A 17,767-nucleotide genomic window follows, 5' to 3' on the forward strand; every position below is an offset into this window, starting at 1 on the left:
GTCTTGGGAGGCGAAGACATGGAAGGCGCCACCTTGGACGAGCGCCTGTCGTCGGTGCTCACACCGACGGGTCCCAAGCTGCGAGCTGATCGAAGACACGACGGTCGCCTTCGAACTTCAGCGAATCCAGCGGTATGCGGTCGTAGAAGAACAGGACCAGGTCGCTGGCCGTTCCGCGGGCAGAGGCGTCGGTCGTGCCGGCATCCTCGCCGGCAGCGGGCGTGAGATGGGCGACCTGTGCGCCATCGTCGGACAGCCGGAGGCGCCAGGAGTGACCCTCGGTGGCGTGGTAATCGACGATGGCGGGGTCGTGCGGCCAGGCGACCGTCGTCGCGCAGAGCGTGAACTGGCAGTCGTCGAAACCGTCGAGGGCGATCTTCTGCGGTATCGGCTGCGGGGCGCCCCCGGCGAGCTGGACGTCGTAGGTGTGCACCGCGATCTCGTGGAGCTGGCGACGCGCCCAGGCCCCGGAGGTCTGCGGTGACGGCGAGTCACCCCACCAAGTCCAGCAGCCGCGATCCGGGCCCGCCTCGCGCAGCACGCTCGCCAGGTGCTCGATGGACTCGACCCACCAGGCCAGCAGCGCCTCGCGCTCCCGAGGCGCACCAGTGCCGCCTCCCCATGCGGACTCCCCCGGCGGAGCGTCCGCGGGCCCGGCGGTGACGATGGCGGCTGCCTTGCGGCGTGCGGTGCCCACGTGTTGCACGTGATCGAACAGCGTCCGCTCGGGATGGGTCGGCATCTGAACGTCGAGGCTGGGTGCCGCGGCGACCGCAGCGCGGAAGGCGGCAGACCGTTCGTCGATCAGCCGCAGCAGATCCGGGAACGGGAGAACCTTGTGCATCCCGCCGTTCTACCACTGTGCCCCGATGATCGGACAGCGATAATCGCATCCAACGCGGCGGCCGCGATCGGGCTGCGGGCGCATCTCGGACGCAGGAGGATGATGGACCCATGCCCGCCGCCCACCGCCCCGGTCTTCGGGTCGACTCCCAACTCACGATCCCGGAGTCCGAGCTGTCTTGGCGGTTCTCGCGGTCATCAGGTCCTGGCGGGCAAGGCGTGAACACTGCCGACTCCCGAGTGGAACTCGTGTGGGATGTGGCAGGCTCGGCCGTCCTCGCTCCGGTCCAGCGGGAGCGACTGCTCGAGCGCCTGAGCAGTCGTCTCGTCGACGGCGTGCTGACGATCGCAGCATCCGAGCACCGCGCGCAATTGCGCAACAGGGAGGCCGCGAGCGCTCGGCTCGCTGCGGTCGTCGCCGACGCCTTGCGGCCGCCGTCACCGTCGCGACGACCCACCAAGCCGAGTCGCGGCGCCAAGGAGCGGCGCTTGGAGGCGAAGAAGCGGCGCACCGACGTCAAGCGACTGCGCCGCCCACCCGGTGATTGACCACCGCGGTGGCACTCATACGTCGCCCGTTCGGCATCGGCGGGCCGGCTCAGCTCCGGCTGGTTCCGCCGAAGGACAGTTCGTTTCCGTCGGGATCCTGGTACACGACTTTGCGCATGCCCTCCTCGTACCGTTCGATGCGGAGTGGTTCGATGCCGCGGTCGGAGATCTCGGCGACGGCTGCGCCGAGGTCCTCGACCATGATCATGCTGAGTGACCCTCCCGCCCGCTCCGGGAGGACCTCGAAGTAGACGAAGCAGTGCTCGCCCACCTCCCACACGGCCTCGCGGTCGTTGGGGTGGAAGCTCGGCTCGCGGCCCAGCAGTTGCCGGTACCACTGCAGCGACCGTTCATAGTCCGTGACAGGAAAGCCCGCGAAGAGATCCATGATGGCGGCGATCCTACGCCCGCTTCACTCGTGTTCGGGCAGCAGCGGGGTCGACCAGCCCGGGTCGCGACCGAGTTGCGCAGCTCGCGAGACGGATGCCGCGCCGAAGCGGTCGCGCACCTGGTCGAGCACCGTGTCGAGGCGCACCCCGTCGTCCCAGTCGAACGGCAGCTCCGGCTGGATGCTGTCGGCGCGCGCCAGCTGCGACAGCGAGACGCCGATCAGGGTGATGCCGCGCTCGTCGATGCGGGGCTGTGCGGCGGCGAGCAGCCCGCGCGCGACGGCGAGCAGCACCGCGGTGCGGTCGGTCGCCGAGCGGAGCGTGCGCGATCGCGTGGCCTTCGCGAAGTCGCCGTAGCGGAGGCGCAGCACGACCGTGCGGCACACCCGCTCCTTGTCGCGCAGACGGCGGCCGAGCCGATCGACGATCTGGGTGAGGATGACGTCGAGCTCCTCGGCCGAGCGCGGGCGGCTGCCGAGCGCGCGCTGGGAGCCGATGGAGCCGCGGCGGCGCGTGCTGTCGACCGGCCGCGGGTCCCGGAGCCGGGCCAGCGCGTGCAGGTGCGCGCCGGCCGCCCGGCCCAGCAGCCGCTCCGTGGCGTCGGCCTCGAGCTCGGCGAGCTGCCCCACTGTGCGGATGCCGAGCCGATGCAGCTTCTCGGCGGTCACCGCACCGACTCCCCACAGCCGCTCGACCGGCAGCGGGAGCAGGAACGCCTCCTCGCGCTCGGGCTCGACCACCAGCAGCCCGTCGGGCTTGCTGACCGCGCTCGCGACCTTCGCGAGGAACTTGGTCCGCGCGATCCCGACCGAGATGGGCAGCCCGACCTCCGCGCGCACCCGCTCACGCAGCCGCACGGCGATCTGCTCGGGCGTGCCGGCGATCCGCCGCAGGCCTCCGACCTCCAGGAACGCCTCGTCGATGGACAGCCCCTCCACGAGCGGCGTCGTGTCGCGGAAGATCGCGAACACGTCCTTGCTCGCCGCCGAGTAGGCGTCCATCCGCGGCGGGACGACCACGGCATCCGGGCACAGGTCGCGCGCCTGCCGGCCGCCCATCGCGGTGCGCACTCCGCGAGCCTTCGCCTCGTAGCTCGCCGCCAGCACGACACCCCCGCCGACGATGACGGGCCGGCCACGCAGCGCGGGGGCGTCTCGCTGCTCGACCGAGGCGTAGAACGCGTCGAGATCCGCGTGCAACACGGTCGCTTCGCCCCGCATCCCGTCCTCCCGCAGATCGTCCCTCGTGCGAATCGTCGCACGCACCGGGGACACGGTATGCCACTGCGTGACCGGGTGCGAAGCGACCCTTCCACCCGGCACGATCCACGTGATACCTTGCAGCTCTAGGTATATAGATGCTCTAGGTATCCACGACCGACGATCGGGGGCGCCCATGCGGATCGGCAAGGACCTGGTGGCGGCGGCCGCCACACCGGTGGTGCTCGGCATCCTCGCCGAGGGCGAGTCGTACGGCTACGCCATCCTGCAGCGGATCACCGCGCTCTCGGGCGGCGAGCTCGAGTGGAGCGACGGCATGCTCTACCCCCTCCTGCACCGGCTCGAGCGGCTCGGCCACGTCGATTCCGAATGGCGGCAGGAGCCGGGCGGACGACCGCGCAAGCACTATCGCCTGAGCGCGCAGGGAGCCGCGACGCTCGCCGACCAGCGCCGGCAGTGGACGGTGATCGGCAGCGTGCTCGACCAGGTCTGGCCCGGCGGGCCCGACGACCGGCAGCCGCGCATCGCACTCGGGCTGGGCTGAACGATGTCGACCGATCCCACGCAGAGCCTCGACGAGCTCATCGCCTCCTGGCGCGACTGGATGGAGCGCCGCGACGCCCTCAGCACCGCCGACATCGACGAACTCGAATCGCACCTCCGCGACCGCGTCGACGCCCTGGCGGGCGCTGGGCTCGCCGACGACGAGGCCTTCCTTATCGGCGTCAAGCGCCTCGGCAGCATGGACGAGCTGTCCCGCGAGTACGCGGTCGAGCACTCCGGCCGCCTCTGGAAGCAGCTCGTGCTCGACGATGGGGCCGCCGAGGGCGCGGATGCCACGGGCGCCACGATCCCCGTCCGGCTCCGGGCGAACGGGCTCGCCGTCGCCCTCGCGCTCGGCGTCGGCGCGGGCGTCGCCCTCAAGGCCACCGAGCTCCTCGCCGGCCCCGACGTCGTCTTCCGGAACATCGCGGTGATCGTGCTCCCGTTCCTCGCGGCGTGGTTCGCGTGGCGGCGCCGGCCGCCGGTCGCCACGCTGATCGGCGTCGCGGCGGCGTTCGTGCTCGTCGGGCTCGCGCTGAACCTCTACCCGTTCGACGGCGGGTCGTCGACGGTGACGGTCGCGATGCAGGACTCCGCGACGGCCGTGCTCGCCACGATCGGCTCGGTCGTCGCACTCTGGCTCGTCACGGGCATCGTCGATGCCGGCGGCGCATGGCGGAGCGATCGCACCCGCATGGACTTCATCCGCTTCAGCGGCGAGTGGCTCGTCTACTACGTGCTCATCGCGATCGTCGGCGGCGCGCTGAGCGGGCTCACCGTCGCGGTGTTCGCGTCGATACAGGTCGACGTCATGCCCTTCGTGGGCGAGTGGGTGCTGCCGTGCGGCGCGGCGGGCGCGGTGCTTGTGGCCGCGTGGCTCGTGGGAGCGAAGCAGCGGGTCATCGAGAACATCGCTCCGGTGCTCACGAAGGTGTTCACCCCGCTCTTCACCCTTATGATGCTCGCGCTCGTCGTCGCGGCCGTCCTGCAATGGAACCTCGTCGACGGCAGCCGAGAGCTGCTCATCGCGTTCGACCTCGTGCTCGTCGTCGCGGTCGGGCTGCTGGTCTACGCGGTCTCGGCACGCGAGCCCGCGCTCCCGCCCGGCTGGTTCGACCGGCTGCAGGTGGTCATGCTCGCCGCCGCACTCGTCGTCGACGTGATCGTGCTCGCCGCCATGCTCGCCCGCACGGGCGAGTTCGGGTTCAGCGCCAACAAGACGGCCTCGCTCGGGCTCAACCTCATCCTGCTCGCGAACCTCGCGTGGGCCGCCTGGCTGCAGGTCGGCTTCGTGCGCCGGCGCGTGCCGTTCGGCCGGGTCGAGCGATGGCAGACCGGATACCTCCCGGTCTACCTCGGCTGGGCCGCGATCCTCGTGTTCCTCTTCCCGCCGGTGTTCGGCTTCGCCTGATCGCCGTCAGCCCAGCTCGAGCCGCCCGTCGACGCGGCGCGGGATGCCCCGGTACCCGTCGCGCAGCTCCTCGGGCAGCACGTACTCGGGCGCGTCCTGGTAGGCGATCGGCCGCAGGAAGCGGCGGATGGCACTCACTCCGACCGAGGTGTGCTGCGAGTTCGTCGACGGCCACGTGCCCCCGTGGTGCTGCCCCCACGAGACCCGCACACCCGTCGGATACCCGTCGAACACGATCCGCCCCGCGCGCGGCGCGAGCTCGCGCACGAGCCGCTCGACCGTGGTCGGCTCGTCGGGCTCGCTGTGGATCGTCGCCGTGAGCGAGTCGGGCACGGCATCGAGCGCCCGCACCACGTCGTCGACCCCGTCGTAGCGCGCGACCACGACGAGGGGGCCGAACGCCTCCTCGGTCACCTCGGGCGTGAGCGACGCGGCGTCGATCGTGAGCACCGTGGGCGCAGCGGCGAAGCCCGCGGCATCCGCTCGGCCGATCGCGGCGACCTCGACGCCGTCGACGGCACCCAGCCGCTCGCGGATCTCGTCGAACGACCCCGCGATGCGATCGTTGAGCAACACCTGGGCGGATGCCGCGTCAGCACGCTCCACGAGACCCGCGACGATGCGATCGCCGTCGGCCCCGCGCGGCACGAACGCGAGCCCGGGCTTGGTGCAGAACTGGCCCGCGCCCAGCGTGAACGACCCGTAGAGCCCCTCGGCGATCGCGTCGCCGCGCGCAGCTGCTGCGCCGGCCGTCACGACGAGCGGGTTGAGGCTCGACAGCTCGCCGTAGAACGGGATGGGCTCGGGGCGCGCGTTGATGATGTCGAGCAGCGCCCGGCCGGCGCCGAGCGACCCCGTGAAGCCGACCGCGGTGATGCGCTCGTCGGCCACGAGCAGCCGGCCCGCCTCGGTGCCGTAGACGATGCCGAGGATGCCCGCGGGTGCGCCGTACCGCGCCGCGGCCGCGGCGAGCACCGCGAACGAACGCGCCGAGGTCTCGACGTGGGAGCCGTGGGCCTTGAGCACCACGGTGTTGCCGCCCGCGAGCGCCGAGGCCGTGTCGCCGCCCGCGACCGAGAAGGCGAACGGGAAGTTGCTCGAGCCGAACACGGCGACCGGGCCGATCGGCACGAGCATGCGCCGGATCTCGGGCCCGCGGCCGAGCGGAGTGTCGCCGGCGTGGTCGATCGTCGCCTCGAGGTAGCCGCCGTCGCGCAGGGCCTCGGCGAACAGCCGGAACTGGAACGCGGCGCGCGACACCTCGCCGTCGAGGCGGCCGGTGCCGAGGCCCGTCTCGCGGTCGGCGACCGCCACGAGTGCCGCGCGGTCGGCGTCGAGCGCGTCGGCGAGCGCGTCGAGCAGTCCGGCGCGCCAGTCGCGCGTGCTCCAGCGGGTCACGGCGAAGGCGGTGGCGGATGCCGCGACGATCTCGGCGAGCGCCGCGGCATCCGTCGGGGCGATGCCCGTGTCGCGCCGCTCGCCGGTGCGCGGGTCGGTGCTGGGAAGGGTGCCGAGGGCGGTGGACATGTGGGGCTCCGTTCGGGACAGGGCGGGCGGGCGGGCGGGCGGGCGGGCGGGCGGGCGGGGTCAGTCGAGCAGGCCGCGCGCGGCGAGGCTGCGGAAGAGCGCGTCGATGCCGAAGGTCCACGGCTCGACCTCCTCCGCGGGGCGCACCCGGTTCACGAGCGCCCCGAGCCGGGGCTCGGCGATGCGCACGACATCGCCCGTCTTGTGGGTGAAGCCGCGGCCGGGCACGTCGCGGTCGTCGACGGGCGCGAACATCGTGCCGAGATAGAGCACGAAGCCGTCGGGGTAGTGGTGGTGCGCGCCGATCACCTGGCCCACGAGGTCCTCGGGGTCGCGGCTGATGCGCGCCAGCTCGCTTCGGCCGTCGAGGTGGAATCCGTCGTCGCCGTCGATCTCGAGCGTCACGACCGAGTCGCGCAGGTCGTCGAGGCCGTAGCCGGCGTCGAAGAAGCGCAGGAACGGGCCGAGCGACGCCGAGGCGTTGTTGTCCTTCGCCTTGCCGAGCAGCAGCGCGCTGCGGCCCTCGACATCACGCAGGTTCACGTCGTTGCCGAGTGTCGCGCCCACGATGCGGCCCGTCGACGACACGACGAGCACCACCTCGGGCTCGGGGTTGTTCCAGTGCGACGCCGAGTGCACGCCCACGTCGACCGCCGGCCCGACCGTCGCGAGCACGGGCGCCTTCGTGAACACCTCCGCGTCGGGGCCGATGCCGACCTCGAGGTACTGGCTCCACCAGCCGCGCTCGATGAGCAGCTCCTTGAGCGCGGCGGCCTCGGGCGACCCCGGCCGCAGGGCGTCGAGCGACCCGCCGATGACGGCGTCGACCTCCGCGCGGATCGCGGCCGCGGCATCCTCGTCGCCCCGGGCCCGCTCCTCGATGACGCGCTCGAGCATCGACACCGGGAACGTCACGCCCGCGGCCTTCACGACCTGCAGGTCGATCGGCGAGAGCAGCCACGGCCGGGTGGTGTCGCGGGCGTCCGGGGCCGTGTTGGCCACGAGCTCGGCGAGGCTGCCGACGAGGGGTCCGGATGCCGCGGCCAGCGCGTCTGCGGGATCCGCCGCCTCGGCGAGCGCCCGCATCGTCGGGAAGGTGGCGCTCACGTCGACCACGCCCTCAGCGCGGATCGCGACGACGCTCGGCCCGGCGTCGGGGATCCAGGCGCGACCGGCGAGGGAGCCCGCGGTGCCGTCGTCGGGGAGGAGGGTCGCGGCGTCGACCGGCCACGGTGTCGTCATGGGGTTCCGTTCTGGTGTTCAGCGTGTTCGGGGGCGGTGGCGCGGGGGGGTGCGATCGGAGGACGCGGGACGCGGGAGGTCCGCGCGGTCAGCGCCGGTGGAACACGCCCGCGCGCTTCTCCGCGAACGCCGCGCGCCCCTCGTCGGCGTCGGCCGTCGCGAACGTGATGGTCTGCAGGTCGCGTTCGTACCGCAGCGCCTCCTCCTGGGTCATGTTGAACGCCGCCCGCAGGTTGGCCTTGGCGGTCTCGGCGGCGATCGGCGGGCGCGTCGCGATGGTCGCCGCGAGTGCTCTGGCCCGCGCGACGAGCGCGTCGGGCTCGACGAGCTCGCTCACGAGCCCCCAGCGCAGCGCCGCGTCGGCGTCGATGGGGTCGCCGGTCATGAGCATGACGGCGGCGTTCGACGGGCCGACCGAATGCGCGAGAAACGTCGCCATGCCGCCGCCGCCGATCCAGCCGAGCTTGATCTCGGGCGCCGCGAACGACGCGGTGGTCGAGGCGAGGCGGATGTCGCAGCTCAGCGCCGTCTCAAGCCCGCCGCCGAACGCGTACCCGTTGACGGCCGCGATCACGGGCTTGCGGGCCGCCCGGATCGCGTCGCAGTAGTCCGTGCGATTGCGGAAGTCCCACGGGGTCGCGTAGGCGTCGAGCGTGCGGATGTCGCTGCCCGCGCAGAACGACCGCGGCCCGTCGCCCGTCAGCACCAGGGCGCGCACCTCATCGACCGAATCGGCCCATTCGATGACCTCGACGAGCGCCTTCGACATCTCGGGCGTCACGGAGTTGAGCTTCTCGGGGCGGGCGATCGTGACGGTCGCCACACACCCGTCGACCTCGAGCCGGATGTGCTCGCTCGACACCTCGATCATCGGTGGTTCCTTCCTGCCGTCGCGGCGACGGGTTCGTGGGCGGATGCCGCGGCGACCGCCGAAGCCGGGCCGAGCTCGTCGAACAGCGCATTCACGCGCTCGATCGCGGCCGCGGCATCCGTTCGGCCGGCGATCGCGTCGCGCAGGATCGCCGACGCGGCCGACTGGAACGGCACGTACCCCGCGACCCGCGGACGCACCCACGCGTCCTCGATGGTCGCGAGCGTGGATCGGTAGAAGCCGCCCGCCGCTGCGTTCACGCCGGCGTCGGTCCACGCGGCGCGCAGGCTCGGCTGCCCCGCATGCGGGGGGATGAAGCCCGTCTGCGCCGCGGGCTCGAGCAGCCATCGCAGGTGCGCGACGAGGTCGGCGTGGGGCCGGCAGCGCGCCGACAGGGCGATGCCCGTGCCCCCGATCGTCGAGCCGCGGCGTCCGCCCGGGGTCGCCGCCGGCGCGTCGTCGAACCGCAGCGCGCCAGGCCCGGTCGCGGCGGTCACGTACCCGTAGACGAGCGGCACGTACGCGATGTCGCGCTCGCGCCGCATCCGATCGAGCAGGCCGATGGGGTTGAGCGTGGCGGACCCGGCCGGTGCGGAGCGCGCGAGCCGCGTCATCCGCTCGAGGGCATCGGCCCCAGTGGCCGCCGAGACGAAGCCGGCACCCGCCACGGTGGCGGGCTCCTCGCCGAGCGCGACGCACAGCGACGCGAACGACAGCAGCGCGTGCGGCCCCGCGAGGCTGAGCGCGACCGGCTGCCGAACGGCGAGCTCGTCGACCTCGCCCCACGTGCGCGGCGCCTCGGGCACGAGCTCGGGCACGCTCGCCGCCACCTGGGTCGCCGCGTCGAGCGGCAGCGCCCACAGCGCGCCGTCGAGCACGTACGAGCGGTGGCTCGGCCCGACGGATGCCGCGGCCAGGCCCTCGAGCCACGACGCCTCGAACACGCCGTCGAGGGGCTGGAGCGCCCCCGCGGCGAGCGCGTCGCCGAGGTGCGGATGGTCGAGCACGATCACGTCGTAGGCGGCCGCGAGCTCCTCGATGGGCGAGGACTCGAACCCCTCGAGCGGATGCACGGCCCACGCGATGAGCGCCTCGCCGCGCGCGTCGACGGCATCGCGGGCGGCCGCCTCGAGCGCGTCGCGCCCGCGCGGATGGTCCCAGGTGAGGCCGCGGTACCGGGCCATCACGCCTCCACTGCCGCGGCGGCGGCACGCGCCGGCTCGGCCGCGGCACCGCCCGCGAGCAACGCGTCGATCCGCTCGGCGTCGAAGCCGGCCTCGGCGAGCACCTCGCGTGTGTGCTCGCCCGCGAGCGGTGCGCCGCGGTAGAGCTGCGGCGGCGTCTTCGAGAACCGGTACGGGAAGCCGGGCGTCTTGACGTGCCCCTCGGTGGGGTGGTCGTACTCGATGAAGGTGCCGTTGTGGGCGATCTGCGGGTCGTCGACGAGCTCCTGGTAGCCGAGCACCGGCCCGATCCAGATGCCGGCGGCGCCGAGCGTCTCGATCCAGTAGCCCGCGGGCTTCTCCCGCAGCTTCGCGGCCGTGCGGGCGTGGATCTCGTCGCGACGCGTCCAGCCCTCGACCTCGCTGTTCCACCCCTCGAAGGCCGGCTCGCCGATGAGGCGGCCGAGCTCGTGCAGGTCGGCGAACGCGAGCGCGACGTAGCCGTCGCTCGTCTCGAAGACGCCGTACGGTGCACGGATGTAGACGTGCGCGTGCGGCTCGGCCGAGCGCTCCTGCGTCTTGCGCCCCACCGTGAACACCGAGAGCTCCTGCATCTGCAGGGTCGTGAGCGCATCGAGCATGTTGACCGTGACGAGCTGGCCCTCGCCGGTGCGCTCGCGGTGCAGCAGCGCGGCGAGCACGCCCTCGAACGCGGTCGACGCGGTGATCGCGTCGGCGAGGTACTGGCCCGCGGGCGACGGCTCATCGCCGTGCCGCCCCGCCGAGAGCATCGCGCCCGACATCGCCTGCAGCAGCAGGTCCTGGCCGGGGCGGTCGCGGTAGGGGCCGCTCTCGCCGTAGCCCGAGATCGACACGTAGACGATCGACGGGTTCAGCTCGCGCAGCGACTCGTAGTCCACGCCGAGTCGCGCGGCGACGCCCGGCCGGTAGTTCTGCAGGAACACGTCGGCACCGCGCACGAGCTCGGCCAGCGCGGCCGTGCCGTCGGCGCTCTTCAGGTCGAGGGCGACCGAGCGCTTGTTGCGGTTGAGGGAGAGGAACGACACGTTGATCTCGTTGCCGGCGGCGCCGCCCGCGGCCGCGTGGCGCTGCCACTCCCCCGTCGTGGGCTCGACCTTGATCACGTCGGCGCCGAGGTCGCCGAGCCGCTGCGCGGCGAACGGCCCGGCCATCGCGATGGAGCAGTCGAGCACGCGGTAGCCCGCGAGCACCCCGGTGGTGTCTGTCACGGTGCGGTCGCCTTTCGTTCGTGCACGGCGACGTCGGCGCCGCCCGCAGCGGCGCTGCGCAGCATCCCGTCGATCAGTTCGACCGATCGGGCGACGACGTCGGCGTCGGAGTTGTTCTCGGTGCTCGCACCGGTGACGAGGTCGATGAACCGGTTGGGCGGCACGATGCACTCGTACGCGCCGGCGCCCGGTTCGATCTCGAGGTCCCACTGCTGCCCGTCGTAGCGGTGCAGCGACACGCGCTCGCGCTCGGTGTCGAGCAGCAGCACCCCCTCGGTGCCGAACACGCGGAGGTCGACCTGGTACGGGTTGCCGTCGGGCAGGGTCGCCGCGCCCGACAGCGCGCCGATCGCGCCCCCGTCGAAGCCGATCACTGCGGCGTCGAAGAGGTCGACCGCGGCACCGCCGTTCGAGACCTTCGCCATGACGGATGCCGCGCGCAGCCCCGTGAGCCAGAACAGCAGGGCGCTCGAGTGCGTCACCTGGCCGTGGGCGTACCCGCCGCCGCGGCTCGGGGACTGCCACGTGCTCGGATCGGGCGCGCTCGTCTCGGAGTCCCACAGCGCGCGCATGTGGTTCGTGTCGCCCGCGAAGAGACCCCGCGTGGGCGAGGCCATGTGGCACAGCACGTGCTGCACCTCGCCGAGGTGACCGGCGTCGACGAGTCGCTTCGCCTCGATCGTGAACGGCTTGTAGTTCCAGCCGTACGGCGCGAGGAAGTGCACGCCCGCGGCGCGCACCCGCTCGGCGAGGTCCCAGCCGGTCTCGGCCGACAGGGTGACGGGCTTCTCGACGAGCACGTGCAGGCCGCGGTCGATCGCCTCGACCGCTTGCGGGTAGTGCAGGTCGTGGGGGGTCGTGATGACGACGGCGTCGAGCCCCTGGTCGAGCAGCTCGGCGTAGTCGGTGGTGGCCATGCCGAACCCGAACTGGTCGCGCACGGTCTCGAGCTCGGGTCCGAGGCCGCAGACGCCGACGAGCTCGACGTCGTCGCGCCCGGCGAGGATCGGGAAGTGGTTGCTCGTCGCCCACCAACCGGCGCCCACGGCGCCGACGCGCACCCGGCTCATCGGCTCGCCTCGGCGGTCCAGTGCCGTACGCCGTCGATGAGCTGCGAGCGGATGCCGCCGGCACGCTCCATGCGCTCGAGGTTCCCGGTCACGGGGAAGATCGCGTAGTCGAGCGCCCCGGGAGCCCACGGCCCGAGGTCGCTTCCCGCCGAGCGGATGAGCTCGAGCGTCGTGAGCGGGCGCCCCGCCGCGGCCAGCTGCTCGGCGATCACGCGGTCGATCGCCCGCGTGTAGGCCTCGCTCTCGTCGAGGAACTCGCCGACGGTCGCGCCTTCGTACACCGGGTAGTGGGCGGTGAGCAGCAGCTCGGGGTCGAGCGAGCGGAACAGCTCGATCGTGGCGAGGTAGGGGTCGACGTCGCGGTACGTCGGCGGGAAGGCCGGCCGACCGTCGGCGGTGGGCACGGTCGCGCCGAGCGTCGCATCGCCGATGAGCACCGTGCGGTTCACCGGATCGTGCACGGCGAGGTGGCCGGGGCTGTGCCCTGGCACGTGCAGGATGCGGATGCGGCGGTCGCCGAGGTCGAGCTCCTCGCCGCCCTGCACGACGCGGTCGACGGGCACGAGGTCCGAGACCGAGCGCAGGTACGCCGTGGTCTCCGGCGGATCGTCGAAGCCATCGGGCTCGCGGAACTCTCCGTACCGCACGTCGATGAGCCGCTGCACGTCCTCGGTGAGCTCGCGGTCGAGCTCGTGCACGAGCAGCTCCACGGTGGGGACCGCCCGCTTGAGCGCCCCGTTGCCGCCCGTGTGGTCGAAGTCGCAGTGCGTGTTGAGCGCCCAGCGCACCGACGCACGGTCGATGCCGTGCTCGTCGAGGTAGGGCAGCAGCGTCTCGGTGATCGACTCGCGGATGCCGGTGTCGACGAGCAGGGCGCCGTCGGGCCCCACGAGCAGGTAGAGCGCGACGAACCGCTCGCCCAGCGGCGCGGGGATGCGGTGGATGCCCGGGCGGATCTCCATGGCGACGGGTCTCACCGCTCGACGCCGTCGAGCACGAGGCGCAGGCCCGCCCGCGTCGGACGCACGTGGGGTCCGGCGGGCTGCAGCCAGCCCTCGCCGGCGGCGGCGGCCTCGATCGCGGACTCGTCGATCGTGATGCCCGAGCCCGGCGTGTCGCCGAGCACGATGCCGCCGTCGGCGAACTCCTGGTCCACGAGCACCCCGGCCGCGAACCGCACGTCCTGCACCTCGGTCGTGAGGTGGTTCGGCACGGCCGTCATCGCCGCGGCCACGGCCGGGTTGGCGTTGTAGCCGACGGGGCTGATCGGCAGATCGCGCGCGGCGGCGACGGTGGCCAGTCGCAGCAGGTGCGTGACGCCCCACACTGCTCCGGCCTGCACGATGTCGGGGGCCCCGGCGTCGAAGAGCGGGCGGAACTGGTCGACGCCGGTGAGGTTCTCGCCCGTGGCGACGGCCGCGCCGATGAGGTTGCTCAGCCGGGCGTGGCCCGCGGCATCCCACCGGCGGAGCGGCTCCTCGACCCAGAGCAGGTCGAGCTGCTCCTCGATCGCGCCCACGTAGCGGGCGGCCTGCTTGACCTGCCACGATTCGTTGGCGTCGAGCATGAGGCCGGGTCGTTCGGTGTTGCGACGCAGCACGTCCTGGATGATCCGGAGCCGGCGCAGGTCGGCGTCGAGGTCGAAGCCGCCCTTGAGCTTGCCGGCGACGTAGCCGCGCTCGGCGAACTCGACGTAGAACGCGGCGAGCTCGTCGTCGTCGAGGGCGATGTCGAGCCCCGACGCGTAGGCGGGCACGAACCGGTCGCGTCCGCCCAGCAGGCGCCAGAGTGGTTCGCCGGCGGCCTTGGCCTTGATGTCCCACAGCGCGGAGTCGATGGTCGCGAGGCCGCCGTAGGTGGCGCCGGCGTGACCGGACTTGAACACCTGCGCCAGCATCCGGTCGAAGAGGGCCGCGACGCTGCGGGGGTCCTCGCCCTCGATCGCCGGGAACAGCCGGTCGATGTCGGCGTGCGAGCCGAGGCCGACGCCGGTGATGCCCTCGTCGGTGTCGATGAGCACGATGGGCACCTCGGTGACCGCGTCGGGGATGTGGCCGTTGATGTCGCCGACGGCGCGGCCCCACTGGTGGCGGGCGGAGAGGGTGCGATACCCGGTGATCTTCATGTCGTCCTCGTCGTCAATCCATGTGCCAGGCGAGGTCCATCTCGCGCCAGAGTGTGCCTGCGGGTGCCGGGCCGAATGCGACCTGGCAGGGGTTCGTACGGGTCCACCATTCGCGGCTCGTCGGATCGGCCTGGATGCGCGCCATGTCGGCCGCGTAGTCCTCCCCGACGTACTCGTAGGTGCCGAAGAGCACGTCGTCGATGATGAAGATCGAGTAGTCGCGGATGTGGTTCTCTCGCATCGCCTGCTCGACCCGCGGCCACACCGCGCGGTGCAGTTCGAGGTACTCCTCGCGCTTCTCGGGTCGCACGCCGACCACGAAGCCGTGGCGGGTCATTCCTTCGTTCCCCCCGCGGTCATGCCCTCGACGAGGAATCGCTGGGCGAACAGGAAGATGATGAGGATCGGCGCGACCGAGAGCAGCGTTGCGAGCGCGAGCGTCGGCAACTGGATGACGATGCTCGTGGCGGTGGTCGGGTTGAACGCTGGCACGTTGGCGAGCAGGTTCGACAGTCCGACCTGCACGGGGATCTTCTGTCCGCCGACCACGAGGAACGGCAGGAAGTAGTTGTTCCAGTTGCCGACGAAGCTGAAGAACCCCACGAGCGCGATCACGGGCGTGGCCAGTGGCATCGCCACCTGGCCGAACACCCGCAGCTCGCCGGCGCCGTCGATGCGGGCGGCGTTGAGCAGGTCGCGTGAGACGGCCGTGGAGAAGTAGATGTACGTCAGGTACACGCCGAACGGGAAGAACGAGAACGGCAGGATCACCGCGAGGGGGCTGCCGATGAGCTTCGCCGCGCTCAGCTCGAGGAAGATCGGCAGCACGAGCGCCGTGTTGGGGATGAGCATCACGATGAGGGTCGTGATGAGCAGCAGCCTGCGGCCCTTGAACTCGATGAGCGCGAGCGCGTAGCCCGCGGGGATGCTCACGAGGAGGGTGATGGCGAGCGCGGCGAACGAGTAGAACGCCGAGTTGCCGAGCCAGGTGGCGAACACGCCGTCGCCGAAGGCGAACAGCTCGTTCCAGTTGGCCGCGAGCTGGTCGAGGCTGCCGACGCTGAACGGCCCGTTGAGGAGCAGCTCGTTGTTGGTCTTGGTCGGCGCCAGGATCAGCCAGACGATCGGCAGGATGAAGAACGCCGTGAACACGGCGAGCACGAGCGCCACGACCGCCCGCCCGATCCACTGCGCGGGGGTGAGCGTGGTCCGCCGTCTGCGGGTGGTGTGATCAGTCACGTTCGAACAGCTTTCCGCGGAAGATGAAGACGGTGGACAGGCCGAGCGCCACCACGAGCAGGGTGATCGAGATCGCGGCGGATCCCGAGAAGTCGTTCTGCCGGAACGCGTAGAGGTAGGCCAGCTGGTTGAGGGAGTAGTCCTCGGGCACGACGTTCTTGGTCGCCTGGGCGAGGATCTTCGGCTCGACGAACAGCTGGGTGCCGGCGGCGAGGGACATGATGCCCATGTAGCTGATCCACTTGGCGAGCATCGGCAGCTGGATGTGCCACGCGGTCTGCACGTGGGAGGCGCCGTCGATGCGGGCGGCCTCCATCACGTCGGTGCTGATGTTGTTGAGCGCGCCGTACATGATGACGATCCAGCCGCCCGCGCCCGCCCAGAAGGCGATCACGGTGAACACGACGGGCAGGTTCCCAACGGCGACCACGTTCACGAGGGACTCGTACCCCATGGCGTGCAGCAGGCCCGAGACGGGGCTCACCGTGGGGTCGAGCACGAAGAGCCAGAGCAGCACGCTCGAGGCGCCGGCGATGGCGCCGGGGATGTAGAAGAGGAAGCGGGCGCTGTTGCCGAGCCAGCGGACCCGGATTCCGTGCACGACGATCGCGAGGATCACGACGAAGACGATGAGGCTCACGAGCCAGAAGAGCACGTACAGGGCGACGTGGGCGACGGCCGGCAGGAAGCGGTAGTCGTTGAAGACCCGCACGAAGTTGTCGACGCCGACGAAGGCGCCGTTGCGCGTGAACGCGAGGTACACGGCGTAGAGCGTGGGAAGCAGCCCGAAGGCGATGAGCAGCAGGGTGTAGCCGCTGACGAACAGGTAGCCGTAGCGCGACTGTCCCGCGTTGACCCGGGTGGCGCGGCGGCCCGCCGGCCGGCGCCGCCCCGTGGGGACGACGCCGGCGGGAGCCGGGGGTGAGGTGACGGTCATGATCACTTGACGGTGTAGCCGTTGACCGTCGCCTCGTTCTCGAGCTCCTTCTGCCAGGCAGGCAGGAGGGATTCGACGGTCTCACCGGCGGCGATGCCCGGGATGACGACCTTCGCCCACGCGGTCTCGGGGCTCCAGCTGGTCACGTTCCAGCCGTCCCAGACCTCGGTGGCGGCGTCGCTCATGACGGTCTGGAAGTCGTCGTTCACGAAGTAGCCGGCCTCGGCCTGCTTGGCGAGCCACTTGGTCGCGGCATCCGTGTAGGCGGGGTAGCCCGAGGACGCGTCGACCTGGAACTCGTCGGCGCTCGTCACGAACTCGAGGAACGTCTTCACGGCGGCGAGGTTCTTCGAGTGGCTCGAGGCGTACCACTGGCCACCGCCGACGTTGCCCGCGGCCACGTCGCCATCGGCCCACTTCAGCGGCGGTGCGACGCCGATCTGTCCTGCGGGAACGGCGAGGCCGCCCTGGAAGATCGCACCCGTGTACCAGACCGGCCCGGGAACGCCGACGAGCTTGTCGGCGTACTTCGCGGCGAAGTCGGCGCTGAAGAAGCTGTCCTGCACGAGGGTGCCGTTGGCGAGCATGCCGTCGATGATCTTCGAGATCTTCTGGGCGTGCTCGTCGGAGGTGTCGGAGTGGAAGACCCCGGCCTCGGGCGACTGGAACACGGGCGACTCCGACCCGCCGTAGTAGACGTAGGTCATGAAGCTGTCGCCCATGCTGCCGAGGATGTAGCCGGGGTGCTCGGCGGCGAGCTTGTCGCCGAGCTCCGCGTACTCCTCCCACGTGGTGGGCACGTCGTAGCCGAACTCGTCGAGCAGCTTCTGGTTGTAGTAGAAGACCGTCTGGGCGAGGTCGTTGCGCAGGCCGTAGACGGTGCCGTCGATCGTGGCGTAGTCGAGCGACCCGGCAGCGAAGCCGTCGAGGAAGTCCTGGTCGAGGAATCCCTTGTTGAGCGGGGCTGCGAAGCCCTGCTCGCCGCCCGCGGTGGGCTTCGAGGCCCAGATCGCGTCGTTCTGCTGGGTGGAGAAGACCACGTCGGGCCAGCCCTCGCCGGCCTGGTCCATCAGGGCGATCTTGCTCTGGAAGCTTCCGCTGCCGCCGGCGGAACCGTCGTAGGTCTCGTACGAGATCTTGATGTCGGGGTGGGCCTTCTCGAAGGCGGTCACCGCGGGCTCGCGGGAGGCGTCGACCCACACGGTGATCTCGCTGTCCGCGACCTGCTCGGCCTGGGTGAAGCCGTACGTGCTGTCACCCCCGCCCGTGTCGCTCGTGGAGCACCCGCTGAGCGCGAGGAGCCCGGCGGCCGCAGCTGCGGCCACGGAGAGGAACCGAACGGATCGGCGCCGGGGGGACATTGGCTGTGACATGTCGCAACTCTTTCT

18 protein-coding genes are annotated in these 17,767 nt (G+C 71.6%); 3 read left to right on the forward strand and 15 right to left on the reverse strand.

Annotation, left to right across the window (positions count from 1 at the left end; translation table 11 throughout):
- Positions 1 to 58 precede the first annotated feature (58 nt).
- On the reverse strand, positions 59 to 844 hold the full coding sequence (locus EDM22_RS06655; RefSeq protein WP_122936283.1) for a maleylpyruvate isomerase N-terminal domain-containing protein: 786 nt from the start codon (positions 842 to 844) through the stop codon (positions 59 to 61).
- Positions 845 to 954: 110 nt separating this feature from the next.
- On the opposite strand from EDM22_RS06655, the gene arfB reads away from it, so the two are divergent.
- Positions 955 to 1,392 carry an alternative ribosome rescue aminoacyl-tRNA hydrolase ArfB gene (arfB, locus tag EDM22_RS06660; protein ID WP_122936284.1) on the forward strand — a complete coding sequence of 146 codons (438 nt, stop codon included), beginning with the start codon at positions 955 to 957 and terminating at the stop codon, positions 1,390 to 1,392.
- A gap of 49 nt (positions 1,393 to 1,441) precedes the next feature.
- On the opposite strand, the gene EDM22_RS06665 is transcribed toward arfB, so the two are convergent.
- Both EDM22_RS06665 and dinB read right to left on the reverse strand, forming a co-directional pair.
- Positions 1,442 to 1,780, reverse strand: a complete 339-nt coding sequence (locus EDM22_RS06665) for a VOC family protein (protein WP_122936285.1) — start codon at positions 1,778 to 1,780, stop codon at positions 1,442 to 1,444.
- A 24-nt stretch (positions 1,781 to 1,804) separates the two neighbouring features.
- Positions 1,805 to 3,001, reverse strand: coding sequence for a DNA polymerase IV (gene dinB, locus EDM22_RS06670; protein WP_122936286.1), 1,197 nt, complete (start codon positions 2,999 to 3,001; stop codon positions 1,805 to 1,807).
- Positions 3,002 to 3,176: 175 nt separating this feature from the next.
- Here dinB and EDM22_RS06675 point away from each other — a divergent pair, with 175 nt between their 5' ends.
- The gene (locus EDM22_RS06675; RefSeq protein WP_122936287.1) at positions 3,177 to 3,545 is read left to right on the forward strand and encodes a PadR family transcriptional regulator; all 369 of its coding nucleotides are present in this window, start codon (positions 3,177 to 3,179) and stop codon (positions 3,543 to 3,545) included.
- A 3-nt stretch (positions 3,546 to 3,548) separates the two neighbouring features.
- Entirely contained in the window at positions 3,549 to 4,955 is a 1,407-nt protein-coding gene (locus tag EDM22_RS06680; protein WP_122936288.1) for a permease prefix domain 1-containing protein, read from the forward strand.
- A gap of 6 nt (positions 4,956 to 4,961) precedes the next feature.
- On the opposite strand, the gene EDM22_RS06685 is transcribed toward EDM22_RS06680, so the two are convergent.
- The 12 genes from EDM22_RS06685 to EDM22_RS06740 all read right to left on the reverse strand — a co-directional run bounded on the left by EDM22_RS06685 (position 4,962) and on the right by EDM22_RS06740 (position 17,704).
- Entirely contained in the window at positions 4,962 to 6,482 is a 1,521-nt protein-coding gene (locus EDM22_RS06685; RefSeq protein WP_122936289.1) for an aldehyde dehydrogenase family protein, read from the reverse strand.
- A 60-nt stretch (positions 6,483 to 6,542) separates the two neighbouring features.
- Positions 6,543 to 7,724: a fumarylacetoacetate hydrolase family protein gene (locus tag EDM22_RS06690; RefSeq protein ID WP_122936290.1), complete on the reverse strand. Its 1,182-nt coding sequence runs from the start codon at positions 7,722 to 7,724 to the stop codon at positions 6,543 to 6,545.
- Positions 7,725 to 7,812: 88 nt separating this feature from the next.
- Positions 7,813 to 8,595 carry an enoyl-CoA hydratase/isomerase family protein gene (locus EDM22_RS06695; protein WP_122936291.1) on the reverse strand — a complete coding sequence of 261 codons (783 nt, stop codon included), beginning with the start codon at positions 8,593 to 8,595 and terminating at the stop codon, positions 7,813 to 7,815.
- On the reverse strand, positions 8,592 to 9,779 hold the full coding sequence (locus EDM22_RS06700; RefSeq protein ID WP_122936292.1) for a type 2 periplasmic-binding domain-containing protein: 1,188 nt from the start codon (positions 9,777 to 9,779) through the stop codon (positions 8,592 to 8,594). Before EDM22_RS06700 ends, EDM22_RS06695 begins: the two co-directional genes overlap by 4 nt.
- A complete protein-coding gene (locus tag EDM22_RS06705) occupies positions 9,779 to 11,008 on the reverse strand; it encodes a CaiB/BaiF CoA transferase family protein (protein WP_212591907.1) in 1,230 nt (409 codons plus the stop codon). Before EDM22_RS06705 ends, EDM22_RS06700 begins: the two co-directional genes overlap by 1 nt.
- On the reverse strand, positions 11,005 to 12,078 hold the full coding sequence (locus tag EDM22_RS06710) for a Gfo/Idh/MocA family protein (RefSeq protein WP_122936293.1): 1,074 nt from the start codon (positions 12,076 to 12,078) through the stop codon (positions 11,005 to 11,007). Before EDM22_RS06710 ends, EDM22_RS06705 begins: the two co-directional genes overlap by 4 nt.
- Entirely contained in the window at positions 12,075 to 13,040 is a 966-nt protein-coding gene (locus tag EDM22_RS06715) for an MBL fold metallo-hydrolase (protein ID WP_122936294.1), read from the reverse strand. Before EDM22_RS06715 ends, EDM22_RS06710 begins: the two co-directional genes overlap by 4 nt.
- Positions 13,041 to 13,051: 11 nt before the next feature.
- Positions 13,052 to 14,203 (reverse strand): mandelate racemase/muconate lactonizing enzyme family protein, encoded by a 1,152-nt coding sequence (locus tag EDM22_RS06720; protein ID WP_122936295.1) that lies wholly within the window; start codon positions 14,201 to 14,203, stop codon positions 13,052 to 13,054.
- Between the two features lie 13 nt (positions 14,204 to 14,216).
- On the reverse strand, positions 14,217 to 14,540 hold the full coding sequence (locus tag EDM22_RS06725) for an L-rhamnose mutarotase (protein ID WP_122936296.1): 324 nt from the start codon (positions 14,538 to 14,540) through the stop codon (positions 14,217 to 14,219).
- Positions 14,537 to 15,442 carry a carbohydrate ABC transporter permease gene (locus EDM22_RS06730; RefSeq protein ID WP_122936297.1) on the reverse strand — a complete coding sequence of 302 codons (906 nt, stop codon included), beginning with the start codon at positions 15,440 to 15,442 and terminating at the stop codon, positions 14,537 to 14,539. The genes EDM22_RS06725 and EDM22_RS06730 overlap by 4 nt, the downstream gene beginning before the upstream one ends.
- Positions 15,435 to 16,379 (reverse strand): carbohydrate ABC transporter permease, encoded by a 945-nt coding sequence (locus EDM22_RS06735; protein ID WP_122936298.1) that lies wholly within the window; start codon positions 16,377 to 16,379, stop codon positions 15,435 to 15,437. The genes EDM22_RS06730 and EDM22_RS06735 overlap by 8 nt, the downstream gene beginning before the upstream one ends.
- A gap of 2 nt (positions 16,380 to 16,381) precedes the next feature.
- Positions 16,382 to 17,704 (reverse strand): ABC transporter substrate-binding protein, encoded by a 1,323-nt coding sequence (locus EDM22_RS06740; RefSeq protein ID WP_245989252.1) that lies wholly within the window; start codon positions 17,702 to 17,704, stop codon positions 16,382 to 16,384.
- Between the last annotated feature and the right edge of the window lie 63 nt (positions 17,705 to 17,767).

This window comes from Agromyces tardus (assembly GCF_003710805.1).
Classification (GTDB): domain Bacteria; phylum Actinomycetota; class Actinomycetes; order Actinomycetales; family Microbacteriaceae; genus Agromyces; species Agromyces tardus.